We start from the raw sequence: 26,879 nt of genomic DNA, 5'->3' as shown, positions 1-26,879 counted from the left end.
GCCACTCACTGGCCGCCGAACACGTGGCCCCAGTACGAGACGGCGGTCGACTCGCGCGCCACCCAGCGGGCGTCGTCGACGGTCATGCCCTCGGTGCCGAACTCGACGTCGAAGCCGCCGGGCGACTTGACGTAGAACGAGATCATCTCGTCGTTCATGTGGCGGCCCAGGGTGGCCGACAGCGGCGCACCGTGCTTGCGGACGCGCTCGAGCGCTCGACCGACGTGGTCGAGCTTGTCGACCTCGAGCATCACGTGGACGCACTTGCTCGGGTTGGGCATCGGCAGGAAGGCCAGCGAGTGGTGGCGCGGGTTGACGCCGAGGAAGCGCAGCCAGACCTTGCTGCCCGGCTCCTTGCCGACGAACTCGCCGGGCATGCTCATCGAGTCACGCAGCCGGAAGCCGAGGACCTCGGTGTAGAACCGCAGCGCCTCGACGTCGTCGAGCACCGGGACGACGATGTGACCCATGCCCTGGTCGCCGGTGACGAAGGTGGCGGCGTACGGCGTCACGACGGGTCGCGCCTCGTAGGTGATGCCGTGGAACAGCTCGAACACGTTGTCCCACGGGTCGCGGAACCGGATCAGCTCCTGGACCCGGCGCTCGTCGAGCTCGTCCTTGGTGCCTTCCTCGAACTCCACGCCGGCCTTCTGCAGGTGCTCACGGGCGGCCTGCAGGGCCTGGTGGTCGGCGAGTTCCCAACCGGTGCAGTCGAGCTGGTCGACGTCGGAGGGGAACACCACCACCCGCGCGGAGACCTCGTCGATGCGCCAGTACTGGTGGTCCGGGTCGGGGCCGCGGCCCTCGGCGAGGCCGAGCACCTTGCCGGCGAAGGTCTTCCAGGCCCCCAGGTCGGTGCTCGCGACCCGGATGTAGCCCATGGACTTGATGTCGATCGTCACGAACGCTCCTTGTGGCGGGCCAGGAAGGCGGTGCAGATCTCGGCGAACTCCTCGGCCGCCTCGATCTGTGCCCAGTGGCCGCAGTTGGGGAAGACGTGGAGCTGGGCCTTGGGGATCTGCTTGAGCGCGACCAGCGCGCCGTCGAGCGGGTTCACCCGGTCCTCGCGGCCCCACGTCAGCAGGGTGTGCTTGCGCAGCCGGTGCGCCTCGCGCCAGAGCATGCCGTCCTCGGCCCACTCCGGGTTCCAGAACGACGCGCCCATCGAGCGCATGGCCTCGAGCGAGCCCGGCGCGGTGGCGTCGGCGAAGCGCTCCTCGACGAGCTCGTCGGTGACCAGGGCCTGGTTGACGACCATCGTGGAGATGAACGCCCGCAGTGCCTCGCGGCTGGGGTTCATGCTGAAGTCCATCAGCCGCTGGACGCCCTCGGTCGGGTCGGCGTGGAACAGGTTGGTCGACAGTCCGCCGGGGCCCATCAGCACCAGCCGGCCGACGCGGTCGGGGTATTCCAGCGCGAACCGGGTCGCCGTACCTCCACCGAGGGAGTTGCCGAGCAGGTGGACCCGCTCGATCTGCAGCTCGTCGAGCAGCTTGACGAGGTACGACGCGGAGTGGCGGAAGTAGTTGGCCTGCACCTCGGGCTTGTCGGAGGCACCGAAGCCGGGCTGGTCGACCAGCAGGGTGCGGAAGCTCTCCGCGAAGCGCGGCAGTGCCGGGCCGAAGTTGCTCCACGCCGAGGCGCCGGGCCCACCGCCGTGCAGGAGCACGAACGGCAGCCCTCCCCCGACGTCGGACGACTCGCCGGCCTCGTAGTAGTTCAGGGTGATGTCGCCGGCCTTCGCCGAGCGACGGGTCCCCTCCTTGGAGAAGTCGGGCATCAGTACATCCCCGGGTCGACCTTGTGGCCGAACTGCTGGGCGCCGTACATCTGCAGCGCGCGCTCGGGGTCGTTGGCGGCGTGCACGCGACCGGCGTGCGAGTCGCGCCAGGCACGCTGGAGGTAGGTGCCCTCGGCGAGCGCACGACCGCCCGACGCCTCGAACAGCGCATCGATCGCCTCGATCGAGCGGGCGGTGCCGAGCACCTGGTCACGGCGCACCCGCAGCCGCAGCTCGAGCGGGATCTGCTCACCCTTCGCGACGTGGGCCTGCTCCTCGCGGATGTTGTTGATCAGCAGTGCCCAGGCGGCGTCGATCTCCGAGGAGGCACGGGCGATGCGGACCGCGGCGAACGGGTCGAGCGAGGCCTTCTCGCCGAGGTACGCCGCACGCACGCGCTTCTGCTGCATCTCGACGTGCTCGGCGTACGCACCCTTCGCCATGCCGATGATCGGGGTGGCGATGGTGCTGGTGAAGATCGAGTGGAAGGGCAGCTTGTAGAGGTCGCTGGTGTTGACCTCCTGGCCCGGACCGCGGCAGGCGCCGGTCTCCCCCATCGACAGCGTGAACGCCTCGGGGATGAAGGTCTCCTCCACGACGATGTCGTTGGAGCCTGTGCCACGCAGGCCGACGACGTTCCAGACGTCGACGATCTGGTACTTCTCGCGGGGCACCATGAAGGTGCGGAAGTCGACGACCTGACCATCCTCGTTGAACACGAGGCCGCCGAGCAGCACCCAGCTGCAGTGGTCGGAGCCGGAGGAGAAGCTCCACTTGCCGGAGAGCTTGAACCCGCCCTCGGTGATGACGGCCTTGCCGGTGGGGGCGTACGACGACGACAGCCGCACCGTCTGGTCGTCCCCCCACACAGCCTGCTGCGCCTCGTCGGCGAACAGCGCGACCTGCCAGGGGTGGACACCGACCACGCTGGAGACCCAGCCGGTGGCGCCGTCGGCGGTGGCGATGTCGCGCACGGCGGTGTAGAAGGCAACCGGGTCGGCCTCGATGCCGCCGTACCGCTTCGGCTGGAGCAGCCGGAAGAAGCCGGTCTCCTCGAGCTCCTTGATCGAGGCGTCCGGGATGACGCGCAGACGCTCGCCCTCCTCGGCCCGCTCGCGGATGGTCGGGAGGAGGTCACGCACGCCGTCGAGGACGGCGGTCACCTCGGGGGCGAAGTCCTGGTTCATGGGAGCTCCTGTGTCTGCGACAGTGTGTGCTGCACCAGATTAGAACAGGTTCTACTTTTGGCACAAGCGGGGTGCCCCAACACGACACGGGGCGCCGGACCCGAAGGCCCGACGCCCCGTGGACGCAGTCGGTCGGAGTCAGCCGACCAGCGAGCGCCACCACACCGGCTGGGCGCCCTCGGCGTCCCAGTGGTAGGGGTCCTTGCCGTAGACGACGGTCTCGCAGCCCTTGGCCTTGACCTTCTTCACCTTGATGTTGAAGTAGATCGTGTCGAGGCCCGCACCGCACTTGATCTTCATGCCCTTGTAGGGGTTCTTGACGTAGACCTTGTCGTTGCCCGCACCCGGCTTGATCACCGTGTCCTCGTCGACGTCGCCGACCATGATGATGTCGTCACCCGCGCCACCGATGGCCTTGAAGGTGCCCGACAGCAGGCCGTACAGGCCGCCGAAGGTGTCGTTGCCGGCACCGCCCTTGAGCACGTCGCCCTCGCCGGCCGGCTCCCAGAACTGGTCGTCGCCCGGGCCACCGATCACCTTGTCGCGACCGGCCTCGCCCGTCACGTAGTCGTTGCCGGGACCGCCCTTGACGTTGTCGTCTCCGGCGCCGCCGGCCGCGGAGTCGTCGCCGTCGCCGCCCTTGACCTTGTCGTCGCCGTCGTCGCCGTAGGTCACGTCGGCGCCCGCACCGCCGTTGAGCTTGTCGTTGTCCGCGCCGCCGTAGAGGTAGTCGTTGCCGGACCCGCCCCACAGCTTGTCCTTGCCCACCCCGCCCTCGAGGCTGGTGCCGTCGTAGCCGCCCTTGTTGGGGTCGGGCTGCGTCGGGTCGCCGTTGCCGGCCCGCATCTTGTCGTTGCCCTGGTCGCCGGTGGCGTAGTCGGCGCCGTCACCGGTGTTGATCTTGTCGTTGCCGAGACCGCCCTCGATGCCGTCGTTGCCGGCCTCGCCGAAGATCTTGTCGTTGCCCTCGCCGCCGAGGAGCGGGTAGTCGTTGCCATTGCCGCCGAAGACCTTGTCATTGCCCGCGCCGCCCTCGACACGGTCGTTGCCGTCGCCGCCCCAGAGCTTGTCCTTGCCGGCCAGACCCATGATCTGGTCGTCGCCGGGGGTCCCGGTGATCTTGTCCTTCTTCGGCGTGCCCAGGTAGTCCTGGGCCAGGGCCGGAGCGGCCGTACCGAGTGCCAGGGCAGCGGCGAGCGCGCAGCTGGCCGCCTTCATCTTCTTCATCTGTACTCCCAAGACGTAGCGGGTGTTGGATCGGGCCGGTACGACGAGGCGCGCCGGCGTCCCGTCAACCTACCCAGCCGGGCGCCGAGGATCCGGGCCGGCCCAGCAGGCAGACGGGGCGCCGGGCCCGACGGCCCGACGCCCCGTTGCACCGACTCATCGCCTCCGTGCGGGAGCGATGCTCACTCGAACAGCGAGCGCCAGTTCACGACCTGCGTGCCGTCCGGGTCCCAGTGGAAGGCGTCCTTGCCGTAGAGCACGGTCTCGCAGCCCTTGGTCTTGACCTTCTTGACCGCGATGTTGAAGTAGACCGTGTCGGCGCCAGCGCCGCACTTGATCTTCATGCCCTTCACGGGGTTCTTGATGTAGAGCTTGTCGTTGCCGGCGCCCGGCTTGAGCACCGAGTCCTGGTCGATGTCGCCGATGTAGTAGGTGTCGTCACCGGCGCCGCCGATGGCCTTGACCAGGCCGGTGAGCAGGCTCCACTTGGTGCCGAAGGAGTCGTTGCCGGCGCCACCCTTGTAGAGGTCGCCCTCGCCCGGGAGGTGGTCCTCGGCGTTGGTGTAGCTGTAGTAGTCGTACTCCTGGAAGGTGTCGTTCCCGGCGCCACCCTTCAGCTTGTCCTTGCCCGCGCCGCCGGACAGGTAGTCGTCGCCCGGGCCACCGACGAGCTTGTCCTCACCGGGACCGCCGTCGAGGGAGTCGTGACCGTTGCCGGCCTTGAGCTGGTCGTTGTCGGCACCGCCGAGGAGGCCGTCCGACCCGTCGCCACCCTTGAGCTTGTCCCGGTCGTCACCGCCGTCGAGCCTGTCGTTGCCCGCACCGCCCCACAGCTTGTCCCTGCCGTCGTCGCCGCTGAGATTGGAGCCGGCATAGCCGTCGGGAACGGACGTCTGGGTCGCCTCGTCCCACCGCGTCTCGGCGTGGGTGGGGTCGCCGTTGCCCGACCTCATCTTGTCGTTGCCCGCACCGCCGGAGGCGCTGTCCTCACCGTCGCCGGTGTTGATCTTGTCGTTGCCGTTGCCACCGCTGATGCCGTCGTCGCCGGCCTCACCGAAGATCTTGTCCTTGCCCTCGCCGCCGATCAACGGGTAGTCGTTGCCGTTGCCGCCGTAGATCTTGTCGTTGCCGTCGGCACCCTCGATCCGGTCGTTGCCGTCGCCGCCCCAGAGCTTGTCCTTGCCGGCCAGGCCCATGATCCGGTCGTCGCCGGGCGTGCCGATGATCTTGTCCTTCTTCGGCGTGCCCACATAGTCCTGCGCGAGCGCCGGAGCGGCCGTACCCAGCGCGAGAGCGGCCGCGAGCGCGCAGCCGACTGCATTGGTCTTCTTCATGTGATCCCCCAATGACGGAGTGTGACGGATGTTGCACTCGGGAACTGCCCGCCAACGGCGCGGGCAAACTCGAACTAGAACCTGTTACAGTTTTCGCCATGAACGACTCCTACGACGTCGTCGTGGTCGGCGCCGGCGGTGCTGGCATGTCGGCCGCGCTCGCCGCGGCCCACCAAGGCCTCGACACCGTCCTGGTCGAGAAGAGCGGCCACTTCGGCGGCTCCACCGCGCGCTCGGGCGGCGGGGTGTGGATCCCCGGCAACTACGCGCTGCAGGCGGCCGGACAGGTCGACGAGGGCGACCTCGACGCCGCGAAGACCTATCTCGACTCGATCGTCGGCGACGTCGTGCCGAAGGTGCGCCGCGACACCTACCTCGACCGCGGCCCGGAGGTGCTCGACTTCCTGCGCGAGAGGACGCCGCTGCGGTTCACGTGGGTGCCCGAGTACGCCGACTACCTTCCCGAGCAGCCCGGCGGCCGTCCGCGCGGGCGCAGCGTCGAGCCGGTCCCGATGGACGCGCGCTTCCTCGGCGACGAGCTCGACCGGCTGCACCCGCCATACACCAAGGCGCCGGCCAACCTGATCGTCACCCAGGCCGACTTCCGCAAGCTGAGCCTGGGCCTGCGCACGATCCGTGGTCCGCTCACCATGGTCAAGGTGATGGTCAAGCGGCTGCTCGCGGTCCTCACCGGCAAGCGGATGTTCGCGATGGGCAACGCGATCGCGATCGGCCTGCGCAAGGGCCTGGTCGACGCGGGCGTGCCCGTCGAGTACGACACCGCGCTGCTCGACCTGCTCGTCGAGGACGGCCGCGTGGTGGGCGTGGTGGTCGAGAAGGATGGCCAGCGCCGCGAGATCCGCGCCCGGCGCGGCGTGATCCTCGGCTCGGGCGGCTTCGAGCACAGCCAGGAGCTGCGCGAGAAGTTCCTGCCCCAGCCGACCTCGTCGGCCTGGTCGACGGGTGCCGCGTCCAACACCGGCGCCGGACTGCTCGCCGGTACGGCGGCCGGTGCCGCCACCGACCTGCTCGACGACGCCTGGTGGGGTCCGACCATCCCGCTCCCGGGCCGGGCCTGGTTCTGCCTCGCCGAGCGCAACCTGCCCGGCTCGATCATCGTTAACTCGGCCGGCGAGCGGTACATGAACGAGGCGCTCCCCTACGTCGAGGCCACCCACGAGATCTACAAGGGCCAGGCCACCGGCGTGGACCACGTTCCGTCGTACATGGTCTTCGACCAGACCTACCGCAACCGCTACCTGTTCGCCGGCGTCGCCGGCCGGCAGCCGTTCCCGGGGCGTTGGTACAAGGAGGGCGTCGTCGTGCGGGCCGACACGCTCGAGGAGCTGGCCGCGAAGGTCGGCCTGCCGTCGGGCTCGCTCGACGCCACCGTGGACCGGTTCAACGGGTTCGCCCGTTCGGGCGTCGACGAGGACTTCCACCGCGGCGAGTCGGCGTACGACAAGTACTACTCCGACCCGACCGTGAAGCCGAACTGCTCCCTCGCGCCGATCGAGAAGGGCCCGTTCTACGCGGTCAAGATCGTGCCCGGTGACCTCGGCACCAAGGGCGGCCTGGTCACCGACGAGCGCGCCCGGGTGTTGCGCGAGGACGGCGCGGTCATCCCCGGCCTGTACGCCGCCGGCAACGTCTCGTCGGCCGTCATGGGCAACACCTACCCGGGCCCGGGTGGCACGATCGGTCCCGCCATCGTGTTCGGATATCTCGCTGCGGAGGACATCGCCCATGCCGATTGACCCATCGATCGCGATCGGGGCCGACCTCGGCTCCCGCACGTTCTCGTGGACCGAGTCCGACGTGCTGCTCTACCACCTCGGCATCGGCGCCGGAGCGCGTGCCGGCGACAACCTCTCCCCTGCCGCGCTGCGCTACACGCTCGACGACGCGGCGCTGCAGGTGCTGCCGTCGTTCGGCGTCGTCGCCCCGACCTTCCACGAGACCGACCCGCCGCCGCTTGACCTGCCCGGGTGCGACATCAACCTCGCCCAGGTGGTCCACGGCTCGCAGGCGATCTCCGTCTCCGGTCCCCTCCCGACCTCCGGTACGGCGACCGTGCGCACCACGCTCACCGACATCTGGGACAAGGGCAAGGCGGCGGTGATCTGGCAGGAGGGCGTGGCGACGTCTCCGGCGGGCGAGGAGCTGTGGCGGGTCCGCTCGTCGATCTTCGTCAAGGGCGAGGGCGGCTGGGGCGGCGACCGCGGATCGGCGGCTCCCGTGGCGGTGCCCGAGCGCGAGGCCGACCATGTCTCGTCGTACACCGTCACCCCGCAGCAGGCCCTGCTCTACCGGCTGTGCGGCGACCGCAACCCCCTGCACGCCGACCCCGGCTTCGCCAAGGCCGCGGGCTTCCCGGCGCCGATCCTGCACGGGCTGTGCTCCTACGGCATCGTGCTGCGCGAGCTCACCGACGGCCTGCTCGGCGGCGACGCCACCCGGGTCGGCGGGTTCACCGGCCGGTTCGCCGGCGTCGTGTTCCCCGGCGAGACGATCCGGGTCACCGGCTGGCGCGAGGGCTCCTCGGTCATCGGCTCGGCGAGCATCGAGGGCGGCGAGCGCGACGGCTCCCCCGTCCTCGCGGACTGCGTGCTCACGCTGGCCTGAGGTGGGTGCGGGCGTTGCGGTTTGGTCCCAAACCGCAACAATTAGGGCCAGAACCGTGCAGTCTCTGCCCAATCGAAACCTGTTCTACGGAGGATTCGCATGCCCACTCGTACCGGACGCACCGCCTGGAACGGCGGTCTCCAGGACGGCACCGGACAGGTCGAGCTGACCTCCTCGGGCGCCGGCACCTTCGATGTCTCGTTCCCGAAGCGGGCGGCCGACGACGCCGACGGCACCACCAGCCCGGAGGAGCTGATCGGCGCAGCCCACTCCGCCTGCTACGCGATGTCGCTGTCGAACGAGATCGCCAAGGCCGGCGGTACGCCGATCGCCCTCGACGTGTCCGCGGACGTCACCCTCGGCCCGGACCCGGCGGGCGGCTTCCAGATCGCCGGGATCGCGCTGACGGTGCGGGCCGAGGTCGAGGGGCTGGACGCGGCCGGCTTCGATGCCGCCGCGGGTGCGGCCAAGGTCGGCTGCCCGGTGAGCAAGGCGCTGAGCGCCGTACCGATCACGCTGGACGCGGCGCTGGAGGGCTGAGCACCAGGTCGACGCTGTCACCGACCCGGATCCGGCCGCCCTCGAGCACCCGGAACACGGTCCCGGCCCGGCGCCGGAGCGCTTCCTGCGCTCCGGCGCCGATCGTGTCGTCGAGCAGCTTGCAGGGTGCGGCGACCCGGACCACCTCGAGCAGCACCTCGCCGACGCGGATCCGGGTCCCCGGATCGCGCGGTACGACGCCGTGGCTGATCGTCAGATTGCGGCGGGTCAGCTCGCTGGGCACCGGCCGCCCGTAGACCGCGGCCGCCTCGTCGAGGGTCTCCCGGCTCTGCACGGTGACGTGGCGGTGCCTGGTCCCGTGGTAGCGGTCCCCCACGATGCCGCGGCCGGCCTCCACCTCGACCTCGTCCTTCGGCTGCATCGGCAGCCGGGTCGCCTTGGCGAGGTGGATCGCGGAGACGACGGGCGGGTGGTCCATGCCGCCAAGGCTAGATGCGTCTAGGGTGCCGGTCATGGACGTCCGGTTGCCCGCACCCGCCGGTGGCCGCCCGCTCAGCGCCGTGGTCGCCGCCGCCGTCGGCGCCATCTTGTTGGTCGCACCCCTGGCCGCGATCGCCAGCCAGGGTCTCGGGTCCGAGGACCGGCTGGACGCTCTGATGCTCGCCCTCGCCGGCCTGGTGATCCTCGGCTGGGGCGGCTACCGGCTGGTCGGAAGGCGACCGCGACTGCAGCACGCCACCCACGTCGAGCTCGACGGCGTCGGCGTCACCGTACGCGGCGTCGACGTCGCAGCCCTGCTCACGTGGCGCGACGTGGCGCTCGTCGAGGTGCGCTGGTGGCAGATCGTCCCGCCGTACGTCGAGGAGGCGATCCACCTGCCGGTGCTGCGCTTCGTCGCCCGCGACGACAGCGACGTGGCGCTGCAGGGCTCGTCCGTGCTCACTGCCGATCTCGCGCAGGCGTTCGCGATCTCGACGCCCGCGGCGGCGCTGAGCGCCGTGGTCGGCAGGGAGGGGCTGGGGCCCCTGCAGCAGGTGCTGGCCTGGATGGGCGAGAACCGGCCCGACGTACCCGTCGAGGTCGGGGCGCCGCCGGACCTGTGAGCTACGCCGGGCGCGCGGCGTCGGCCTTCGCCCGCAGTGCAGCGACCATCGCGTCGGGGTCCTCGGCCGAGTAGACCGCCGAGCCGGCGACGAAGACGTCCGCGCCCGCCTCGGCGCAGCGCTCGATGGTCTCCAGCGAGACACCGCCGTCGACCTGGAGCCAGGTCTCGACGCCGTGCTTGTCCATCATCGCGCGGGCCCGGCGGATCTTGGGCAGGCACAGGTCCAGGAACCTCTGTCCACCGAAGCCCGGCTCGACCGTCATGATCAGCACCATGTCGAGCTCGGGCAGCAGGTCCTCGTACGGCTCGATCGGCGTCGCGGGCTTGAGTGCCATCGACGCCCGGGCACCGGCCGAGCGGATCTCTCGGGCCAGCCGCACGGGGGCCTTGGCCGCCTCGACGTGGAAGGTGACCGAGCCGCAGCCCGCCTCGACGTACGCCGGGGCGTTGCGGTCGGCGTTCTCGATCATCAGGTGCGCGTCGAGCGGGATCGGGCTGACCCGGGCCAGCGCCTCGACCATGGCCGGGCCGAAGGTCAGGTTCGGGACGAAGTGGTTGTCCATGACGTCGACGTGCACCCAGTCGGCGCCGGGGATCCGGGCGACCTCCTCACCGAGCCGCGCGAAGTCGGAGTTGAGGATCGACGGGGTGATCTGGATGTGGCCCACGGGCGGCCAGTCTAGGAGGTGTGGGTCGTTCGGGCATGATCGTGGACGTGCCTGCCGACGAGAGCGACGACCTGCAGATCCGCGCGGTCGTGGACCGCTTCTTCGCCGCCTTCGTCAGTGGCCCCGACGCGGCCGTCCGCGCCGACGACCTGCGCACCGTGCTGCTGCCGGAGGCGCTGCTCGTCAGCGCCGCCGGAGCCGCACCCACCTCGTACGACGTCGAGTCGTTCATCGCACCCCGGGTGACGCTCCTCGGCGGCGACACGATGACCGGGTTCCGCGAGTGGGTCGAGACCGCGCGGGTGGACCGGTTCGGCGACATCGCGCAGGTGTGGTGCGGCTACGCGAAGTCCTGGCACCAGGACGGCGAGCCGCGGCACGGGTCCGGGGCCAAGTCGCTGCAGCTGGTGCGGACGACGGGCGGATGGCGGATCAGCGCGGTGGTGTGGGACGACCTCTGAGTCCCACCAGTTCGGGCGATTCCCTCCGCACCGGCCGCGATCGGCCGATCATGGAAGGACCAGCACCTCTTTGGGGGGAGGCACCCGATGCCGATGATGAACAGTGAGGCCCGGAAGCGGGCCGCTGCACGCGAGCTGCTGGCCGACCCGCGGGCCGAGGCCCGTCGGCTGGCCGACGAGTGGGACCGGGAGGCCGACCACGAGGACGCCCGCGGCAACGGGTTCGCCGCGGTGATCCTGCACGCGCACGCCCGCGACCTGCGGGCCGCCCTGGAGGACCCGGCTCAGCCGCTCAGCGCCTGAGACAGGCGCTACTCCGCGGGCGGTTGCTCCTCGGCCGGCAGGTCGTCCCGCTCGGCCCACTCCAGCAACGGCGTGATGTCGAAGACGTGGTCGTCGATGTCATGGTGCAGGTCGCCGAGCTCGGCGAAGCGCGCCGGCACCGTGCGGATCGTGAAGTCGCGCGGGTCGGCGTCGTCGATCTCGTCCCAACGGATCGGGGTGGAGACCCGGGCGTCGGGCAGGCCTCGCACCGAGTACGCCGCGGCGATGGTGTGGTCGCGGGCGTTCTGGTTGTAGTCGACGAACACCGCCGCCGGGTCGCGGTCCTTCTTCCACCAGGTCGTGGTGACCAGCTCGGGCGCGCGCCGCTCGACCTCGCGGGCGAAGGCGAGCGCTGCCCGCCGTACACCCTTGTGGTCGTGCTCGGGCTCGATCCGCACGTAGACGTGGATGCCCTTGCTGCCGCTGGTCTTGGGGTAGCCGACGGCGCCGAGCTCGTCGAGCACCTCGTGGGCGACGTGGGCGACCCTGCGGATGTCGTCGTACGACGACGCGGGGCCGGGATCGAGGTCGATGCGCCACTCGTCGGGCATCTCTGTCGCGCCGCGGCGGCTGTTCCACGGGTGGAACTCGACGGTCGACATCTGCACCGCCCAGATCACGGAGGCCAGCTCGGTCACGCACAGCTCGTCGGCGGTGCGCTTCCAGCGCGGGAAGTACAGCTGCACGGTCTCGACCCAGGCGGGCGCACCCGCGGGGAGCCGCTTCTGGTGCACCTTGTCGCCGTCGAGGCCTTTGGGGAAGCGGTGCAGCATGCACGGGCGCTCCCACAGCGCGTTGACGATGCCGTCGCCGACGGCGAGGTAGTACTCCACGAGGTCGAGCTTGGTGGCGCCGATCTGCGGGAAGTAGACGCGCTCCGGGTTGGTCACCCGCACGACTCGGTTCTCGACCTCGATCTCCACCGCGGGGGACGCCATGGCTGCTGAGGGTACCGGTCAGCCGACGCGGCCGAGCGCGACCAGCGCGAGCAGCAGGCAGGCGAGGCTCTCGCCGTCGACGATCTCGCCGCGCCCGACCCGGGCCAGCAGGTCGGCCAGCGGCACCCGGTGCACGGCGCGGATGCCGTCCTCGAGCATGGCGTCGTCGCCGACGTACGTCAGGCCGCGGGCGAGATAGACCACCTCCGGCGCGTGGGCGACGCCGATGAGCGCGTTCATCCGTCCGATCTCCTGCCATTCCGCCGCCGCCAGGCCGGTCTCCTCGCGCAGCTCGCGCTGGGCCGCGACGAGCGGGTCCTGCCCGTCGGCACCGCCGGCCGGCAGCTCGAGCGAGGCCCGCTCGCCCGTCGTGTAGCGGTCGACCTCGACGAGCACGACCTCGTCGTCCTCGGTCAGCGGTACGACGAACACGGCCGGCTGGCGCAGCTCGACGACCCCGTAGATCCCCTCGCTGCCGTCCGGGCGGACCACCTCGTCCTCGCGGACCCGGATCCACGGGTTCTCGTAGGCGATCCGGGTGGTCCGACGCTGCCAGGGCTGCATCCCGTCAACCTAGCCAAGATGGCCGTAGCGTTGGGCGCGTGGACTTCGACCAGCCGCCCGTGGTCCGGGTCAGTGCCGACGACCGGCTCGACCCGCAGGAGTGGCCGATGACCGTCCCGGCCGTGGCGCAGGTCGTGCGCGAGGGCCTCGACCTGGCGAAGGGGGTCACCTTCCTGGTCGGCGAGAACGGCTCGGGGAAGTCCACGCTGGTCGAGGCGGTCGCCGTGGCGTTCGGGCTCTCGCCGGAGGGCGGCACCAACCAGGGCCGGCACACGACACGGGAGTCGGAGTCGCCGCTGCACCGGGCGCTGCGGATCCAGCGCGGGCTGGGCGCCGCGCGGTGGGGGTTCTTCCTGCGCGCGGAGACCATGCACGGCTGGTACACCTTCGTCGAGCAGCACCAGAACCCGTGGGCCAGGCAGCCGGACTCGAGCTACCACGAGATGAGCCACGGCGAGTCCTTCCTCGAGGTGCTGCGCACCCGCTTCGACTCCCCCGGGTTCTACTGCCTCGACGAGCCCGAGGCCGCGCTGTCGTTCTCCTCCTCGCTCGGACTGATCTCGGTGCTCGACCGGGTGGTGGGCGAGGGCGGGCAGGTGCTGTGCGCGACGCACTCCCCCGTGCTGGCGGCGATGCCGGGCGCGACCATCCTCGAGGTCGGAGAGTGGGGCGTGCGTCGTACGACGTGGGAGGAGCTGGAGCTGGTCCAGCATTGGCGCCGCTACCTCGACGACCCGCGGCGCTACCTGCGCCACGTCCTGGACTGACCTGTCACGCGACCCGGGGTCCGGAGCGTCAGGTGGGTGTGAAGGCAGACCGGCAGGCCGAGGAGTTCTCCGCCTTCGTGCGCGAGACCGGCACCCAGCTCCACCACGCGGCGATGCTGCTGACCGGAGACCACCACCTCGCCGAGGACCTGACCCAGGCGACGTACGCCAAGGTGTTCGTGCGCTGGGGTCGGGTGCGGACCGCGGAGAGCCCGGTCGCCTACGCCCGCACGATGCTGCTCAACACCTTCCTGTCGCACCGCCGGCTGCGCCGCAACGGGGAGCGGCCCGCTGACCTCACCGACGCCGATGTCGGCCCACCGGCGCCCGGGGTCGATCCGGCGCTCCGGGTCGACCTGCTGGCCGCCCTGGCCGGCCTCGCCTCGCTCGACCGCGCCGTCGTGGTCCTCCGCTACTGGGAGGACCGCAGCGTCGCCGACACCGCCGCCGACCTCGGGATCAGCGAGTCGGCGGTGCGCACCCGCGCCCGCCGCGCCCTGCTGCGGCTGCGCCCGCTGATCGACCCGATCTCCGAGAGGACCCACCCATGACCGACCTCGACCACCTCGATCCGCTCGATCCGCTCGTCGGCCCTGCCCTACGCGAGCGGCTGCGCGACGAGCGCCCCGACCTCGAGCACCTCGCCGCGACCTCCCTCGCCTCCGGCCGGCGGCTGCGCCGGCGGCGTCGCCTCGCGGTGTCCGGCACGGTCGCCGGGGTGGCCGCGGTCGCCGCGGTCTCGGTGGCGGCGAACATCGTGACCGGCGACGGTACGGCGGCCCGTGACCGCTCGGTCGCAACGGCTCCGACCTCCGCCCCCGCCGCCGGGCTGCGGGCTGGGCAGGTGCTCGACCTGGGCGGCGGCCTCACCGCGACCATCCGCACCGATGCGGCCGGCCTCTACGAGCTGGGCTCCAGCACCCTGCCCGGTGGCGGCGAGGGCTTCGTCGCCGTCGTCTCCGGGCCCACCGCCCGGATCGACACGTGGTGGTCCGACGGGTTCGGCACCCTGCTGGAGGACTGGCCCGGCATCACCGTCGCCGTCTCCCTGGCCGACGCGGACGCCCTCGGGATGCTCGGCAAGGTCGACCAGGCGCCGGTCACCACCCCCGCCGGCTGGACCTGTGAGTGGTTCCTCAACGACGACAAGGCCGCCTGCACCTCCACCGACGGTGGCGTGGCGAGCCTCGTCATCCGCGACGCCGCCGAGCGGGACGCGTGGCTCTCCTCGCCCGACAAGGGCGACGACCCCGGCGTCTACACGACTGAGGCGCACGACGGGATCTTCATCAGCGTCCAGGGCGGCCAGGGCGCCACCGACGCCGAGATCACCGCGCTCGGCGAGGGCCTGGCCTGGGTGGACTGAGGCTCACCGAGTGGCCCGGGCGAGCCCGGCCGCGGCCACCAGGACCAGGGCCGCGGCCGGCAGCCCGAGCGCACCCACGCCGTACGCCGCGACGACGCCGGAGGCCAGCGCCGCACCGACCGCGATCCCGCCGTTGAACAGCACGGGGATCAGCGCGCCCGCCAGCGCCCGGTGTCCCGGGCCGGCCAACCGCAGCACCAGCGTCTGCGCGAACGGGGGCAGCGCGCCGGACGCCACGCCCCACAGCGCGACGAGAGGCAGACTGCCCGCGGCGCCGACCGCGACCACCGCGACCGCGGTGAGCACGGTGGCCACGACCAGGCCGAGCGCGGTGCGCTCGACCCGCCCTGCCAGCACCACGCCGACGGCGGAGGCGAGGCCGAACACCAGCAGCGCGACGGCCGGCGGGCCGGCGAGGCGGGTGACGAAGGTGTACGCGCCGTAGTGACCCACCAGCGCCAGCGCGACGAGCACCGTCACGACGAGCATGGGGCGCAGCGCCCCGCCACGCTCGCCCGGTTCCGGGGTGGTCCCGGCGGCTGCGGCGGCCGGGACCACCCGGAGCACCAGCGCGGCCGCGACCAGGCTCGCGCCGGCCAGCACCACGAAGGAGGCGCGCCAGCCGGCCAGGTCGGCGATGACCCGGCCGATCGGCGTACCGAGCACCATGCCGAGGGTCGCCCCACCCAGGACCACGGACGTCGCCCGCCCGAGCAGCCGGTCGGGCACCAGGTCGGCGACGTGCGCGTTGACCGTCGACCACAGCAGCCCGACGGCGGCGGCGCCGAGCGTGCGGGCCACCAGCACGACGGCGTACGACGGCGCCAGGGCCGTCGCTGCGGCCGCCAGCGCGAATGCGACCAGGCTGCCGGCGATCACGTGCTGTCGGGGCAGGCCGCGGGTGAGGCGGACGAGCGGGATGCTGGCGACGACCACGACGGCGGCCCAGATGCTGACCAGGAGCCCCGCGGCGGACTCCGAGACGGCGAGGCCCCGGCTCATCGGGCCGAGGACCGCGGTCGGCAGCATCTCGCCGGTGACCATGACGAGGGTGGCACCGCCGAGGGTGAGCAGGACGGGCCATGGCAGGCGGTCGGTGCCGGTGTCCGTGCGGGTGGATGGGCTGGGGCTGGTGAGCGTCATGCCTTCGACGCTAGAGTTTCACACTGATGTCAATGTCAAGGTCCGGCGACGAGGATGTGAGGCAGCAGACATGAGGATCGGAGAGCTCGCCGAGCGAACCGGGGTCGCGACCCGGCTGATCCGCTACTACGAGCAGCAGGGCCTGCTCAGCGCGGACCGCCTCCCCAACGGCTACCGGACCTACTCCGAGGCCCACGTCGAGCGGATCGAGCGGGTCGCCGGCCTGGTCCAGGCCGGCGTCCCCACCCGTCTCGTCAAGGTCCTGCTCGAGGCCGAGGCCGCCTGCGCCCTCGAGCAGCCGACCTGCTCGGCCGAGGTCGCCTCCCTCCTCGCCGAGGAGCTGGTCGGCCTCGAGAAGCGGATCGCCTGCCTCAGCCGCAGCCGGGACACGATCCGCCAGTTCCTGGCGCAGGTCAGCGCCAGCCCAGCTCCGGCGCCACGTGCGTGAGGATCGACTCGAGCACATGGGCGTTGTAGTCGACGCCGAGCTGGTTGGGGACGGTCAACAGGAGTGTGTCGGCCTCGGCGATCGCCTCGTCCTCGCGCAGCTGCTCGACGAGACGGTCCGGCTCGGCTGCGTACGAGCGACCGAAGATCGCGCGCATGTTGTCGATCTGGCCGACCTGGTCGTCGTCAGGGCGGCCGCCGAAGTACGTCCGGTCCTCCTCGGACACCAGCGGGAAGATCGACCGGCTCACCGACACCCGCGGTGTGCCGGCGTGGCCGGCTGAGGCCCAGGCGTCGCGGAAGACGCGGATCTGGTCGGCCTGCTGGACGTGGAACGGCTGGCCGCTCTCGTCCTCCTTGAGTGTGGAGCTCATCAGGTTCATGCCGAGCTCGGCGGCCCAACGGGCGGTTCCGTTGGAGGCGGCGCCCCACCAGATCCGCTCGCGCAGGCCCTCGGAGTGCGGCTCGATGCGCAGCAGGCCCGGCGGGTTGGCGAACATCGGGCGCGGACTCGGCTGCGCGAACCCCTCACCCTTCAGCGCCTCCAGGAACACCTCGGTGTGCCGGCGCGCCATGTCGGCCTCGGTCTCGCCCTCGGCGGGCGCGTACCCGAAGTACCGCCAGCCGTCGACGACCTGCTCCGGTGACCCGCGCGAGATGCCGAGCTGCAGTCGCCCGCCCGAGATCAGGTCGGCGGCACTCGCGTCCTCGACCATGTACATCGGGTTCTCGTAGCGCATGTCGATGACACCGGTGCCGATCTCGATCCGGCTGGTGCGCGCGCCGATCGCGGCGAGCAACGGGAACGGGCTGGCGAGCTGGCGGGCGAAGTGGTGCACCCGGAAGTACGCGCCGTCCGCCCCCAGCTCCTCCGCCGCGACCGCGAGGTCGATGGACTGCAGCAGCGTGTCGGCGGCGGTCCGGGTCTGGGAGTGCGGGCTCGGCGTCCAGTGGCCGAACGAGAGGAACCCGATCTTCTTCATGACTGGTTGAACCGTCAACTTTCCCGGTTCATTCCGCGACTCAAGCCTTGCGCAGCAACGCGAGGAACATCGCGTCGGTGCCGTGCCGGTGCGGCCAGAGCTGCACCGTGCCGGGCAGCGGCCCCTCGGCGTCCGGTACGACCGGAAGGTGCGCACGCACGTCGTCGAGCCGGGCCTCCGGGTGGTCCGCGAGGGTGGCGGTGACGACGTCGGCCGTCTCGGCGATCACCGGCGAGCAGGTCGCGTACAGCAGCGCTCCCCCGGGCCGCAGCACCCGCACCGCCTCGGCCAGCAGCGCCCGCTGCAGTCCGGCCAGCTCGGTCACGTCGGCGGGTCGGCGCCGCCAGCGGGCCTCGGGCCGGCGGCGTAGGGCGCCCAGACCGGTGCAGGGCGCGTCGAGCAGGATCCGGTCGGCGCCCGCGTCGGCGAAGGGCGCGCGGGTGGCGTCGGCCTGGACCACGCCCGCGAGCCCGCCGCTGGAGGACGCGGCCCGGGCGACCAGCCGGGCGCGGTGGTGGTGCAGCTCCACACCGGTCAGCGCGGCGCCCTGCGCCGCGGCCAGCGCGGCCAGCAGGGATGCCTTGCCGCCGGGGCCGGCACACAGGTCGACCCAGCGCTCGTCACGGCCCTCGACCGGTGCCGCCGCCAGGGCGAGCGCGACCAGCTGGGAGCCCTCGTCCTGCACGCCCGCGCGGCCCTCGGCCACCGCGGCGATCCCCGCCGGGTCGCCGCCGTCGAGCACGACGCCGTACGGCGAGTACGGGGTCGGCGTACCGGGCAGCTCCTCGCGCGTCGCCAGCCCCGGTCGCGCCACCAGCGTCACCCGGGGCGGGTCGTTGTCGGCGGCCAGCAGAGCGGGCAGCTCGTCGGCACGCTCGCCGAGCGCGCGGCGCAGCTCGTCGACCACCCAGGCAGGGTGGCTGTGCGCGACAGCCGGATCGTCAGGTGCGACGTCGGCCAGCCAGCCCTCGAGGTCGCGGGCGGCGACCTTGCGGAGCACCGCGTTGCTGAAGCCCGCGGCGCCCTGGTTGACCTGGTCGCGGACCAGGGTGACGGTCGTGTCGATCGCGGCGTGGGTGGGGACCCGCATCGCGAGCAGCTGGTGGGCACCGAGGCGCAGCGCGTCGAGCACCTTGGCCTCGACCTTGCGCAGCGGCCGGTCGATGCAGGCGGCCAGGACCGCGTCGTAGGTGCCCTGCCGGCGGATCGTCCCCGACGCGAGCTCGGTCGCGAACGCGGCGTCGCGGCCGCTCAGCCCGTGGCGGGCGAGGGCAGCCGGTAGCAGCAGGTTGGTGTAGCCGTCGTCGACCCGGACCGCCTTCAGCACCTCGAAGGCCGCCAGCCGGGCCGGGTCGACCGCCCGTCGCCTACTCAAAGGCCGCGGTCTCCGGGAGTCGTACGCCGCGGGCCCAGTCGGCCGCGCCCATCTGCCTCTTGCCGAACGCCTTGACCTCGGTGAGCCGGACCGGGTCGCTCGCCGTACCGACGAGGACCTCGTTCTTGCCCACCTGGATCGCACCCGGCGCGAGCGAGGGACCGTCGGTGACGATCTCGACCCGGCCGAGCTTGACCCGCTCGTCGTCGAGGGTGGTCCAGGCGCCGGGGCCGGGCGTGCAGGCGCGGATCCGCCGGTCGACGCCGACCGCGGGCTCCGTCCAGTCCACCCGGGCGTCGTCGACGCTGATCTTGGGCGCCAGGCTGATCCCGTCGGCCGGCTGCTCGCGGGCCTCGAGAGAGCCGTCGGCGATGCCGTCGAGGGTCGCGACGAGCAGGCTCGCGCCGCCCTCGGCGAGCCGGCCGAGCAGGTCGCCGGCGGTGTCGGTGGGCCGGATCCGCTCGGTCATCACGCCGAAGGTCGGACCGGCGTCGAGCGCCTCGACGATCCGGAAGGTGGTGGCGCCGGTGTACTCGTCGCCGCCCCAGATCGAGTGCTGCACCGGCGCCGCGCCGCGCCAGGCGGGCAGCACCGAGAAGTGCAGGTTGACCCAGCCGTGGACCGGGATGTCGAGCGCGGCGCGCGGGATGAGGGCGCCGTACGCCACCACCGGGCAGCAGTCGGGCTCCAGCGCCTTGAGGGCCTCCTGGAAGTCCGGGTCACGCGGGTGCGCCGGCTTGAGGACGGGTACGCCGAGCTCCTCGGCGCGCTGGGCCACGGGGCTCGGTGTGAGCTTGCGGCCGCGACCGGCGGGAGCATCGGGGCGGGTGACCACGCCGACCAGCTCGTGACCGGAGGCGGCGATCGCGTCGAGGGCCGGGACGGCGACCTCGGGGGTGCCGGCGAAGACCACCCTCATCGGCCGAAGCCTCCGGTTGCGTGCGGCGAGACCTTGATCGTCGGCTTGTCGAGGCCGAACCACTCGGACTCGCGGATCTCGCGCATCGCCGCCTTGCGGCCGGCCTCGTCGAGCCGGTCGATGAAGAGGATCCCGTCGAGGTGGTCGGTCTCGTGCTGGATCGCCCGCGCGAGCAGGTCGGAGCCCTCGATGGTGACGGGGTCGCCGTGCATGTTGAAGCCGCTCGCGACCACGGACAGAGCGCGCAGGCAGTCGTAGGTCAGCTCGGGCAGCGACAGGCAGCCCTCGGGGCCGTCCTGGGTCTCGTCGGAGAGCCGCAGGCTCGGGTTGACGAGGTGCCCGACCTCGCCGTCGACGTACCAGGTGAAGACCCGCAGGCCCACGCCGATCTGGGGCGCGGCCAGGCCGGCACCGGGGGCGTCCAGCATGGTGTCGGTCAGGTCGGTGACCAGCTGGCGCAGCTCGGCGTCGAAGTGGACGACCTCGATCGCGGGCTTGCGCAGGACGGGGTCGCCGAAGAGTCGGATGGGTCGGATCGCCACCGCGTCAGCCTAGTGGTCGGTCGTCCCGGACTCAGAGTTCCCACGGGTCCACCTGGATCCGCACCGGCTCCAGCTTGCGTGCCGAGCGCAGCCGCTGCGCCTCCCCCAGCGCCCGGGCCAGCGCGACTCCGTCGGCACGCGGCACCCGCAGCACCAGCCGCTCCACGTCGGCGTCGCGGGTCGGGACCGGGCCGAGCACCTCGGCGGCCGCGGGCAGCTCGAGCAGGGCCCGCAGGTCGTCGAGGGCGCCCGGTGGGCCGGTGACCGTCGCGATCCGCGCCGCCGGAGGGAGCCGGGCCTCGCGCCGCTCCTCGGCCTCGCGCACGGCGAATCCGGCGGCGTCCCAGCGCACCAGCGCCTGGAGCGCGGGGACCGCCGGGTCCCCCACCGCCAGCGCGCGACCGCCCGGACCGACCAGGCCGACCGCGTTGGACCAGCGCCGCAGGGCCTCCTCCGGCGCGCGCAGGCTGTCGCGGCCCAGCGCCCACCAGGTGTCGAGCAGCACCACGACGGCGTACCCACCCTCGGCGACCGGCTCCGCGCCCGGTGTCGCGACCACGATCCGCGGCTCGGGCCCGACCCTGGAGCGGATCTTGTCACCCGACGAGGACACCACGGCGACCTTGGGGAAGCTGCGGCCGAGCTCGTCGGCGGTCCGGGCGTCGCCCACGACCGGTGCCCGCAGCCCGGTCGCGCCGCACTCCGGGCAGGACCAGCCGGGCGCCTCGGTGGCGCACCAGCGACAGCGAGGTGGCGTGGTGGGGCCGGTGAGCTCGAGCGGTCCGGAGCAGGCCTTGCAGCGGGCCGGCGTGCGACAGCGCTCGCAGGCCAGCCGCAGCGCGTAGCCCGCTCGTGGCGTCTGCACCAGCACCGGGCCGCGCTCCAGCCCCCACCTCAGCGCGTCGTGGGCCTCCTTCGGCACCCGGGCCGCACCGGCCGTGGGGTCGCGGTCCAGCGCGACGTCGCTGGCGCCGCTGACGCCGATCAGGGCGCGCTCGCGGAGGGTCGCGCGCGGGAGCGCGATCTCGCGCGCCCAGCCGGTGTGGAGCAGGTGCTGGGCCTCGACCGTGCGGGAGAAGCCGCCGACCAGGGCGGCGGTGCGCTCCTGCTCGGCGCGGAGCAGCAGGACCTCCCGTACGTGGGGGTAGGGCGCCCGCGGCTCCGCGTGCAGGTCGTCGCCGTCGTCCCACACCACGACCAGGCCGAGGTCGCGGACCGGCGCAAAGGCGGCCGAGCGGGTGCCGACCACGATCCGCCGCCGGCCGCGGGCCACGGCGAGGAACTCGCGGTAGCGGGCGGCCGGGCCGGGGTCGGCGTGCAGGGCGACGTGGTGTCCTTCGCCGAGCAGCGTGGTGAGGGCGGCGTCGAGGCGGGCGACGTCGCGGTGGTCGGGCAGGCACACGATGCTCCCGCGCCCGGCCGCCAGCGCGGCGCCGGCGAGGTGCGCGAGCAGCACCGGCCAGTCCTCGCCCGGGCCGGCCGACCAGACGGCTCGCGGCGGGTGGCCCTCGCGCAGGTGGGCGAGGAAGGGAGCCGCCGCCGGGTACGCCGCCCAGGCCCGGTCGGCGGCCGCGCCGTCGTAGGACAGCGCCGGTGAGGGCGCCGTCGGCTCCTTCTCGGTGGTGGCGTGCCGTGGGGGGACGGCGAGGCGGCGGACGTCGGCGCTGACGCCGGCGTACCGCTCCGCGACCTTCGCGCACAGCGCCGCCACCGCGGGGCTGAGCACCGGCTCGGGGCTGACCAGGCGCCGCAGCGGCGCCAGCCGGCCGTCGTGCTCGGAGGCGGCGGCCCGGGCGACGACGAAGCCGTCGACGTCCTGGCCGCCGAAGCGCACCTTGACCCGGGTCCCGGCCACCGCGCCGTCGGCCATCGCGGCCGGCACCGCGTAGTCGAAGGTGCGGTCGAGGTGGGCCAGCGGCAGGTCGAGCACCACCTGGGCGACCGGGTCGACCGAGGCGATCTCGGCCTCGGCGACCTTCCGCGCTCGCGTCGCCGCCGCCTTGGCCCGCCCCTCGGCCGCCCGGTCCCGGACGAGGCCGGGCAGCTCCAGCGCCGGCTCGTCGGGAGTGGGGGTCATGGCGGCAGTTCTACCAGCGGCCCCCGACCCATCGCCGACCCGGCACGAAGTGGCTCGCAAAACGGACCGACCCGGCAGAAAGTGGCACGCAAAACGGGCCGACCCGGCAGAAGGAGTCCTCGCGAGAGGACACTTTCTGCCGGGTCGACCGAAATCCCGGGACAGTTCGCGCCGGGTCGGCGATCAGATGCCCGCGGCGGCCTTCAGGGCCTCGGCGCGGTCGGTCCGCTCCCAGGTGAACTCGGGCAGCTCGCGACCGAAGTGGCCGTAGGCGGCCGTCTTGGCGTAGATCGGGCGGCGCAGGTCGAGGTCGCGCAGGATCGCGGCGGGACGCAGGTCGAACACCTCGAGGACCGCCTCCTGGATCTTCTCGTCCGGGACGACGCCGGTGCCGAAGGTCTCCACGAAGACGCCGACGGGCTTGGCGACACCGATCGCGTAGGCGACCTGGACCTCGGCACGGCGGGCCAGGCCCGCGGCGACGATGTTCTTGGCGACCCAGCGCATCGCGTAGGCGGCCGAGCGGTCGACCTTGGACGGGTCCTTGCCGGAGAACGCGCCGCCTCCGTGGCGGGCCATGCCGCCGTAGGTGTCGACGATGATCTTGCGACCGGTCAGGCCGGCGTCGCCCATCGGGCCACCGACGACGAACTTGCCGGTGGGGTTGATGTGCAGCTTGTAGCCGTCGAACGGGACGCTGGTCTTGAACTGCTCGAGTACGGGCTCGATGACCTTCGCCTTGATGTCGGCGGCGATCTGCTCCTGGCTGACGTCCTCGGCGTGCTGGGTCGACAGCACGACGGTGTCGACGCGGACCGCGCGGTCGTCCTCGTCGTACTCGATGGTGACCTGGGTCTTGCCGTCGGGGCGCAGGTAGGCCAGCGTGCCGTCCTTGCGGACCTCGGTGAGCTTCTCGGCCAGCGTCTGCGCGATCTTGATCGGCAGCGGGAAGAGCTCGGGGGTGTCGTCGCAGGCGTAGCCGAACATCAGGCCCTGGTCGCCCGCGCCCTGCTGGTCGAGCTCGTCGGACGAGCCGCCGAGGCGGACGTCCTCGGCGGTGTCGACGCCCTGCGCGATGTCGGGCGACTGCGCGCCGATCGCGACCTGGACGCCGCAGGAGTTGCCGTCGAAGCCCTTGTCGGAGGAGTCGTAGCCGATCTCGAGGACCTTCTCGCGGACCAGCTGGGCGACCGGGGCGTACGCCTCGGTGGTCACCTCGCCGGCGACGACGACCAGGCCGGTGGTCAGCAGCGTCTCGACAGCGACCCGGCTCTTCGGGTCGTGCTCGAGCAGGTAGTCGAGCACGGTGTCGCTGATCTGGTCGGCGATCTTGTCCGGGTGACCCTCGGTCACCGACTCCGACGTGAACAGACGTCCGGTCATGGTGGTGGGAACTCCTGGTTGGGGGGCTGATGGGCTGTGGTCCAACGATACGGACCGGCTGAGGTGATGCCGGGGAGTCTCAGGAAAGTCGCGAGACGACCTGGTCCCAGATCTGGTGGGCGAGCGCCGCCTTCGATCCGTGCGGTACGTCGACCGCGGAGCCGTCGGACCCGAGGATCACCGCTTCGTTGTCGGTGCTCCCGAAGACCGCTCCCCCGCTCACGTCGTTGACGACGAGCAGGTCGCAGCCCTTGCGGGCCAGCTTGGCGCGGGCCAGGTCGAGCACGCTGCCGGTGGCGTCGCCGGTCTCGGCGGCGAACCCGACGATCACGGCCTCCGGGCGGGCCCGATGGGTCGAGATCTCCTTGAGGATGTCGGGATTCTGCTGCAGCGTGATCGACGGAGCCGATCCGTCGTCTGCCTTCTTGATCTTCACGTCCGACAGCACGGTCGGGCGGAAGTCGGCGGGCGCGGCGGCCATCACGACCGCGTCGGCCCCGGCGGTCGCGGTGAGGACGGCGTCGCGCAGCTCGGCGGTCGACTCGACCCGGACCACCTTCACGCCGGCGGGGTCGGGCAGGTCGACGTTGGCGGCGACCAGGGTGACCTCGGCGCCGCGCGCGGCGGCGGCGCGAGCCAGGGCGTAGCCCTGGCGGCCCGAGGACCGGTTGCCGAGGAAGCGCACCGGGTCGAGACGCTCGCGGGTGCCGCCGGCGGACACGACGACGTGGCGCCCGGCGAGGTCGAGGGCCGCCGCAGCGGTCGACGATCCGGCCTGCGAGCGGGCCAGCACGTCCCGGGCGACCTCGAAGATCTCCGCAGGCTCCGGCAGCCGGCCCTTGCCGGTGTCGGCGCCGGTGAGCCGGCCCTCGGCGGGCTCGATGACGAGCAGGCCGCGTGAGCGCAGGGTGGCGACGTTGGCCGTGGTCGCCGGGTGCTCCCACATCTCGGTGTGCATCGCCGGGGCGAGCACGACCGGGCACCGTGCGGTGAGCAGGGTGTTGGTGAGCAGGTCGTCGGCCAGCCCGTGGGCGGCCTTGGCCAGCAGGTCGGCCGTCGCCGGCGCGACCACGACCAGGTCCGCCGTCTGCCCGAGCCGGACGTGAGGCACCTCGTGGACGCCGTCCCAGACCTCGGCGGACACCGGCTTGCCCGACAGCGCGGCCCAGGTGGGCGCGCCGACGAACTCCAGTGCCGCCGCGGTCGGTACGACGGTCACGTCGTGGCCGGACTCGGTGAACCGGCGCAGCAGCTCACACGCCTTGTAGGCGGCGATGCCGCCCGAGACGCCGAGCACCACCCGGGGCCGGGACACGGGGACCGTCAGATCACTCGGCGTCGGAGACCGGCGCCTCGGCGGCGGCCGCGGCGGCAGCCTGCTCGGCGGCGAGCTCGGCGGGGTCGATGTCCTCGCAGGTCAGCAGGTCCTCGTTGATCTCGCGCAGCGCGATCGAGAGCGGCTTCTCCTGCACGTGGGTCTCCACGAGCGGGCCGACGTACTCGAGCAGGCCCTCGCCGAGCTGCGAGTAGTAGGCGTTGATCTGCCGCGCGCGCTTGGCGCTGTAGAGCACCAGCTTGTACTTGCTGTCGGTCTTGGACAGCAGGTCGTCGATGGGAGGGTTGGTGACACCCTCGGCGGCGATGTTCGGGGCAGACACGTGGAGAAGCCTCACAGATGATGGGCGGGCAGAAGACAAGCCGGGCCGGGCGATCAGCGCGGACCAACCATCAAGGCTACCAACTCCTCGACGGCAGCGTGAACTTCACGGTTGACGATGGTCACGTCGAACTCCGCCTCGGCGGCGAGCTCCTCGCGCGCGGTGGCCAGCCGGCGCTCCCGCTCCTCCTCGTCCTCGGTGCCGCGGCCGACCAGCCGGCGGACCAGCTCCTCCCACGACGGGGGCTTGAGGAACACGAAGACGGCGTCGGGTGCGGACTCCCGCACCTGACGGGCGCCCTGGAGGTCGATCTCGAGCAGCGCGGGGCGACCGGCGGCCAGCGCCTCGTCGACGGGACCGCGCGGGGTGCCGTAGCGGTTGACGCCGTGGACTACGGCCCACTCCAGCATCTGGCCCGTGGCGACGAGCCGGTCGAACTCGTCGGCCGACACGAAGTGGTAGTGGACGCCGTCGACCTCGCCGGGTCGCGGCGCGCGCGTGGTGGCCGAGACGGACAGGTAGATCTCGGGGTGCTGCTCGCGCATCGCAGCAGCGACCGTGCCCTTGCCGACCGCGGTGGGTCCGGCGAGGACGAAGAGCTTCGCCGTCACAGGATCCTCATGCCTCGGGGGCGAACTCGCGCTCGAGCGCGGCGACCTGCTTGGCGCCGAGCCCGCGCACCCGGCGCGACTCGGCGATGCCGAGTCGCTCCATGACCTGGCGGGCGCGCACCTTGCCGAGGCCGGGCACGGACTGCAGCAGGTCGAGCACCTTCATCTTGCCGATGACCTCGTTGACCTGGCCCTGCTGGAGCACGTCCTGGATGGAGGCTCCGGAGTTCTTGAGCCGGTTCTTGACCTCGGCCCGCTCCCGGCGGGCGGCGGCTGCCTTCTCGAGGGCAGCCTGGCGCTGTTCGGGGGTGAGCGGGGGCAGAGCCACGGGTGAGATGTCCTTCGGTCAACGGGGCAGCAAGCGGGCGGAGCCGCCGTTGGTCAATCTAGCCATTGCCCGACGCAGCGGGCAATGCGGGGTCAGCCACCCCTACATGCTCAGCGGCGTCTTGCACACGTCGCGTGCCTGCTGCTCGACGTGCGCCAGCGCGGTGGCGGTCTCGGGCGCACCGAGACGCGCCGCGGCCGCGTCGATCGCCCTCTTGTCGCCCGGCGGGAGGTCGGCGGGCGGCTGGTCGAAGCTGTACGTCGCCGCGTCGACCCCGGCAGCGTCGAGCGCGTCCTTCAGCGCGGTGATCCGCTCGACGACGAGCGTCCAGTCGGCCCGGATGTCCTCCGGCGACTTGTCCGCGAGGTCCTCGAAGCTGGGCAGCGCACGCAGCAGTCCGGTGGTCGGACCGGCGCCGAGCGCGGCGCCGACGTCCTCGCGGTGGTCGGTGACCGCGTCGCAGTATGACGCGAACGGGTCGTCCTCGCCGCCGCCGCGCAGCAACAGGAAGCCCACGACGAGCACGGCGGCCAGGGCGACCGCGAACACCAGGTTGCGGCGCACGC

Annotated in this window: 31 protein-coding genes; 10 read left to right on the top strand and 21 right to left on the bottom strand. The window is 72.3% G+C overall.

Annotation, left to right across the window (positions count from 1 at the left end):
- Window positions 1-5 precede the first annotated feature (5 nt).
- The 5 genes from hsaC to QI633_RS11885 form a co-directional block, all read right to left on the bottom strand.
- Window positions 6-902, bottom strand: coding sequence for an iron-dependent extradiol dioxygenase HsaC (hsaC, locus tag QI633_RS11905; RefSeq protein ID WP_141798998.1), 897 nt, complete (start codon window positions 900-902; stop codon window positions 6-8).
- Window positions 899-1,780: a 4,5:9,10-diseco-3-hydroxy-5,9,17-trioxoandrosta-1(10),2-diene-4-oate hydrolase gene (gene hsaD, locus QI633_RS11900; RefSeq protein ID WP_141798999.1), complete on the bottom strand. Its 882-nt coding sequence runs from the start codon at window positions 1,778-1,780 to the stop codon at window positions 899-901. The genes hsaC and hsaD overlap by 4 nt, the downstream gene beginning before the upstream one ends.
- Window positions 1,780-2,967 carry a 3-hydroxy-9,10-secoandrosta-1,3,5(10)-triene-9,17-dione monooxygenase oxygenase subunit gene (hsaA, locus tag QI633_RS11895; RefSeq protein WP_282429096.1) on the bottom strand — a complete coding sequence of 396 codons (1,188 nt, stop codon included), beginning with the start codon at window positions 2,965-2,967 and terminating at the stop codon, window positions 1,780-1,782. The genes hsaD and hsaA overlap by 1 nt, the downstream gene beginning before the upstream one ends.
- Before the next feature lie 138 nt (window positions 2,968-3,105).
- Window positions 3,106-4,194, bottom strand: coding sequence for a calcium-binding protein (locus QI633_RS11890; RefSeq protein WP_282429095.1), 1,089 nt, complete (start codon window positions 4,192-4,194; stop codon window positions 3,106-3,108).
- Between the two features lie 182 nt (window positions 4,195-4,376).
- Window positions 4,377-5,528, bottom strand: coding sequence for a calcium-binding protein (locus QI633_RS11885; protein WP_282429094.1), 1,152 nt, complete (start codon window positions 5,526-5,528; stop codon window positions 4,377-4,379).
- A gap of 98 nt (window positions 5,529-5,626) precedes the next feature.
- Between QI633_RS11885 and kstD the strand changes: the two genes are divergently transcribed.
- From kstD to QI633_RS11870, 3 genes are all read left to right on the top strand, one after another.
- Window positions 5,627-7,285 carry a 3-oxosteroid 1-dehydrogenase gene (gene kstD, locus QI633_RS11880; RefSeq protein WP_282429093.1) on the top strand — a complete coding sequence of 553 codons (1,659 nt, stop codon included), beginning with the start codon at window positions 5,627-5,629 and terminating at the stop codon, window positions 7,283-7,285.
- A complete protein-coding gene (locus QI633_RS11875) occupies window positions 7,275-8,153 on the top strand; it encodes a MaoC/PaaZ C-terminal domain-containing protein (protein WP_282429092.1) in 879 nt (292 codons plus the stop codon). The genes kstD and QI633_RS11875 overlap by 11 nt, the downstream gene beginning before the upstream one ends.
- Before the next feature lie 99 nt (window positions 8,154-8,252).
- Window positions 8,253-8,693: an OsmC family peroxiredoxin gene (locus QI633_RS11870; RefSeq protein WP_141799005.1), complete on the top strand. Its 441-nt coding sequence runs from the start codon at window positions 8,253-8,255 to the stop codon at window positions 8,691-8,693.
- Here the strand turns inward: QI633_RS11870 and QI633_RS11865 are convergent.
- Entirely contained in the window at window positions 8,665-9,132 is a 468-nt protein-coding gene (locus QI633_RS11865; RefSeq protein ID WP_282429091.1) for an MOSC domain-containing protein, read from the bottom strand. The two genes, QI633_RS11870 and QI633_RS11865, sit on opposite strands and share 29 nt — an antisense overlap.
- A gap of 34 nt (window positions 9,133-9,166) precedes the next feature.
- Here QI633_RS11865 and QI633_RS11860 point away from each other — a divergent pair, with 34 nt between their 5' ends.
- Complete coding sequence (locus QI633_RS11860; protein WP_282429090.1) at window positions 9,167-9,757, top strand: hypothetical protein; 591 nt, start codon at window positions 9,167-9,169, stop codon at window positions 9,755-9,757.
- 1 nt (window position 9,758) lies between these two features.
- Here QI633_RS11860 and rpe read toward each other — a convergent pair whose 3' ends face one another.
- Window positions 9,759-10,427 carry a ribulose-phosphate 3-epimerase gene (gene rpe, locus QI633_RS11855; protein ID WP_282429089.1) on the bottom strand — a complete coding sequence of 223 codons (669 nt, stop codon included), beginning with the start codon at window positions 10,425-10,427 and terminating at the stop codon, window positions 9,759-9,761.
- Window positions 10,428-10,474: 47 nt separating this feature from the next.
- On the opposite strand from rpe, the gene QI633_RS11850 reads away from it, so the two are divergent.
- Window positions 10,475-10,888 (top strand): nuclear transport factor 2 family protein, encoded by a 414-nt coding sequence (locus QI633_RS11850; protein WP_282429088.1) that lies wholly within the window; start codon window positions 10,475-10,477, stop codon window positions 10,886-10,888.
- Window positions 10,889-10,975: 87 nt separating this feature from the next.
- The gene (locus QI633_RS11845; protein WP_141799010.1) at window positions 10,976-11,191 is read left to right on the top strand and encodes a hypothetical protein; all 216 of its coding nucleotides are present in this window, start codon (window positions 10,976-10,978) and stop codon (window positions 11,189-11,191) included.
- Window positions 11,192-11,199: 8 nt separating this feature from the next.
- On the opposite strand, the gene ligD is transcribed toward QI633_RS11845, so the two are convergent.
- Both ligD and QI633_RS11835 read right to left on the bottom strand, forming a co-directional pair.
- A complete protein-coding gene (ligD, locus tag QI633_RS11840; protein WP_282429087.1) occupies window positions 11,200-12,150 on the bottom strand; it encodes a non-homologous end-joining DNA ligase in 951 nt (316 codons plus the stop codon).
- An 18-nt stretch (window positions 12,151-12,168) separates the two neighbouring features.
- Window positions 12,169-12,714, bottom strand: a complete 546-nt coding sequence (locus QI633_RS11835; protein WP_282429086.1) for an NUDIX hydrolase — start codon at window positions 12,712-12,714, stop codon at window positions 12,169-12,171.
- A gap of 38 nt (window positions 12,715-12,752) precedes the next feature.
- Here QI633_RS11835 and QI633_RS11830 point away from each other — a divergent pair, with 38 nt between their 5' ends.
- The 3 genes from QI633_RS11830 to QI633_RS11820 are packed head-to-tail and all read left to right on the top strand — an operon-like array spanning window position 12,753 to window position 14,847.
- Window positions 12,753-13,481, top strand: coding sequence for an AAA family ATPase (locus QI633_RS11830; protein WP_282429085.1), 729 nt, complete (start codon window positions 12,753-12,755; stop codon window positions 13,479-13,481).
- 32 nt (window positions 13,482-13,513) lie between these two features.
- Window positions 13,514-14,032, top strand: coding sequence for a SigE family RNA polymerase sigma factor (locus QI633_RS11825; RefSeq protein ID WP_282429084.1), 519 nt, complete (start codon window positions 13,514-13,516; stop codon window positions 14,030-14,032).
- A complete protein-coding gene (locus QI633_RS11820; protein ID WP_282429083.1) occupies window positions 14,029-14,847 on the top strand; it encodes a hypothetical protein in 819 nt (272 codons plus the stop codon). Before QI633_RS11825 ends, QI633_RS11820 begins: the two co-directional genes overlap by 4 nt.
- Before the next feature lie 3 nt (window positions 14,848-14,850).
- Here QI633_RS11820 and QI633_RS11815 read toward each other — a convergent pair whose 3' ends face one another.
- Entirely contained in the window at window positions 14,851-15,990 is a 1,140-nt protein-coding gene (locus tag QI633_RS11815; protein WP_282429082.1) for an MFS transporter, read from the bottom strand.
- Between the two features lie 70 nt (window positions 15,991-16,060).
- On the opposite strand from QI633_RS11815, the gene QI633_RS11810 reads away from it, so the two are divergent.
- Window positions 16,061-16,438 carry a MerR family transcriptional regulator gene (locus QI633_RS11810; protein WP_141799018.1) on the top strand — a complete coding sequence of 126 codons (378 nt, stop codon included), beginning with the start codon at window positions 16,061-16,063 and terminating at the stop codon, window positions 16,436-16,438.
- Here QI633_RS11810 and QI633_RS11805 read toward each other — a convergent pair.
- From QI633_RS11805 to QI633_RS11755, 11 genes are all read right to left on the bottom strand, one after another.
- On the bottom strand, window positions 16,404-17,420 hold the full coding sequence (locus tag QI633_RS11805; protein WP_141799019.1) for an LLM class flavin-dependent oxidoreductase: 1,017 nt from the start codon (window positions 17,418-17,420) through the stop codon (window positions 16,404-16,406). The genes QI633_RS11810 and QI633_RS11805 overlap by 35 nt on opposite strands.
- Window positions 17,421-17,460: 40 nt before the next feature.
- Window positions 17,461-18,795, bottom strand: a complete 1,335-nt coding sequence (locus tag QI633_RS11800; RefSeq protein ID WP_141799020.1) for a transcription antitermination factor NusB — start codon at window positions 18,793-18,795, stop codon at window positions 17,461-17,463.
- Window positions 18,788-19,714: a methionyl-tRNA formyltransferase gene (fmt, locus tag QI633_RS11795; RefSeq protein WP_282429081.1), complete on the bottom strand. Its 927-nt coding sequence runs from the start codon at window positions 19,712-19,714 to the stop codon at window positions 18,788-18,790. Before fmt ends, QI633_RS11800 begins: the two co-directional genes overlap by 8 nt.
- The gene (def, locus tag QI633_RS11790; RefSeq protein ID WP_282429080.1) at window positions 19,711-20,256 is read right to left on the bottom strand and encodes a peptide deformylase; all 546 of its coding nucleotides are present in this window, start codon (window positions 20,254-20,256) and stop codon (window positions 19,711-19,713) included. Before def ends, fmt begins: the two co-directional genes overlap by 4 nt.
- A 31-nt stretch (window positions 20,257-20,287) precedes the next feature.
- Window positions 20,288-22,333 carry a primosomal protein N' gene (locus QI633_RS11785; protein ID WP_282429079.1) on the bottom strand — a complete coding sequence of 682 codons (2,046 nt, stop codon included), beginning with the start codon at window positions 22,331-22,333 and terminating at the stop codon, window positions 20,288-20,290.
- A gap of 183 nt (window positions 22,334-22,516) precedes the next feature.
- The gene (gene metK / locus QI633_RS11780) at window positions 22,517-23,716 is read right to left on the bottom strand and encodes a methionine adenosyltransferase (protein WP_141799024.1); all 1,200 of its coding nucleotides are present in this window, start codon (window positions 23,714-23,716) and stop codon (window positions 22,517-22,519) included.
- A gap of 79 nt (window positions 23,717-23,795) precedes the next feature.
- Window positions 23,796-25,031: a bifunctional phosphopantothenoylcysteine decarboxylase/phosphopantothenate--cysteine ligase CoaBC gene (gene coaBC, locus QI633_RS11775; RefSeq protein ID WP_141799025.1), complete on the bottom strand. Its 1,236-nt coding sequence runs from the start codon at window positions 25,029-25,031 to the stop codon at window positions 23,796-23,798.
- Window positions 25,032-25,044: 13 nt separating this feature from the next.
- A complete protein-coding gene (gene rpoZ / locus QI633_RS11770) occupies window positions 25,045-25,374 on the bottom strand; it encodes a DNA-directed RNA polymerase subunit omega (protein WP_141799026.1) in 330 nt (109 codons plus the stop codon).
- Window positions 25,375-25,427: 53 nt separating this feature from the next.
- Window positions 25,428-25,985, bottom strand: a complete 558-nt coding sequence (gmk, locus tag QI633_RS11765) for a guanylate kinase (protein WP_141799027.1) — start codon at window positions 25,983-25,985, stop codon at window positions 25,428-25,430.
- Between the two features lie 7 nt (window positions 25,986-25,992).
- Window positions 25,993-26,313: an integration host factor, actinobacterial type gene (gene mihF / locus QI633_RS11760; RefSeq protein WP_141799028.1), complete on the bottom strand. Its 321-nt coding sequence runs from the start codon at window positions 26,311-26,313 to the stop codon at window positions 25,993-25,995.
- Window positions 26,314-26,415: 102 nt separating this feature from the next.
- Window positions 26,416-26,877 carry a hypothetical protein gene (locus tag QI633_RS11755; RefSeq protein WP_141799029.1) on the bottom strand — a complete coding sequence of 154 codons (462 nt, stop codon included), beginning with the start codon at window positions 26,875-26,877 and terminating at the stop codon, window positions 26,416-26,418.
- Between the last annotated feature and the right edge of the window lie 2 nt (window positions 26,878-26,879).

It is taken from the genome of Nocardioides sp. QY071 (genome assembly GCF_029961765.1).
Taxonomy (GTDB): Bacteria; Actinomycetota; Actinomycetes; order Propionibacteriales; family Nocardioidaceae; genus Nocardioides.
The sequence above is the reverse complement of the archived record's forward strand: the minus strand, read 5'-3'. Positions and strand labels throughout refer to the sequence as shown.

Coding starts and splice junctions, on each gene's coding strand:
- QI633_RS11835 (WP_282429086.1), bottom strand. CDS start 12,714: ATGCAGCCCTGGCAGCGTCGGACCACCCGGATCGCCTACGAGAACCCG.
- QI633_RS11845 (WP_141799010.1), top strand. CDS start 10,976: ATGCCGATGATGAACAGTGAGGCCCGGAAGCGGGCCGCTGCACGCGAG.
- ligD (WP_282429087.1), bottom strand. CDS start 12,150: ATGGCGTCCCCCGCGGTGGAGATCGAGGTCGAGAACCGAGTCGTGCGG.
- hsaA (WP_282429096.1), bottom strand. CDS start 2,967: ATGAACCAGGACTTCGCCCCCGAGGTGACCGCCGTCCTCGACGGCGTG.
- QI633_RS11890 (WP_282429095.1), bottom strand. CDS start 4,194: ATGAAGAAGATGAAGGCGGCCAGCTGCGCGCTCGCCGCTGCCCTGGCA.
- QI633_RS11820 (WP_282429083.1), top strand. CDS start 14,029: ATGACCGACCTCGACCACCTCGATCCGCTCGATCCGCTCGTCGGCCCT.
- fmt (WP_282429081.1), bottom strand. CDS start 19,714: ATGAGGGTGGTCTTCGCCGGCACCCCCGAGGTCGCCGTCCCGGCCCTC.
- metK (WP_141799024.1), bottom strand. CDS start 23,716: ATGACCGGACGTCTGTTCACGTCGGAGTCGGTGACCGAGGGTCACCCG.
- QI633_RS11815 (WP_282429082.1), bottom strand. CDS start 15,990: ATGACGCTCACCAGCCCCAGCCCATCCACCCGCACGGACACCGGCACC.
- hsaD (WP_141798999.1), bottom strand. CDS start 1,780: ATGCCCGACTTCTCCAAGGAGGGGACCCGTCGCTCGGCGAAGGCCGGC.
- QI633_RS11885 (WP_282429094.1), bottom strand. CDS start 5,528: ATGAAGAAGACCAATGCAGTCGGCTGCGCGCTCGCGGCCGCTCTCGCG.
- QI633_RS11805 (WP_141799019.1), bottom strand. CDS start 17,420: ATGAAGAAGATCGGGTTCCTCTCGTTCGGCCACTGGACGCCGAGCCCG.
- QI633_RS11785 (WP_282429079.1), bottom strand. CDS start 22,333: ATGACCCCCACTCCCGACGAGCCGGCGCTGGAGCTGCCCGGCCTCGTC.
- QI633_RS11875 (WP_282429092.1), top strand. CDS start 7,275: ATGCCGATTGACCCATCGATCGCGATCGGGGCCGACCTCGGCTCCCGC.
- QI633_RS11860 (WP_282429090.1), top strand. CDS start 9,167: ATGGACGTCCGGTTGCCCGCACCCGCCGGTGGCCGCCCGCTCAGCGCC.
- kstD (WP_282429093.1), top strand. CDS start 5,627: ATGAACGACTCCTACGACGTCGTCGTGGTCGGCGCCGGCGGTGCTGGC.
- QI633_RS11865 (WP_282429091.1), bottom strand. CDS start 9,132: ATGGACCACCCGCCCGTCGTCTCCGCGATCCACCTCGCCAAGGCGACC.
- QI633_RS11870 (WP_141799005.1), top strand. CDS start 8,253: ATGCCCACTCGTACCGGACGCACCGCCTGGAACGGCGGTCTCCAGGAC.
- QI633_RS11810 (WP_141799018.1), top strand. CDS start 16,061: ATGAGGATCGGAGAGCTCGCCGAGCGAACCGGGGTCGCGACCCGGCTG.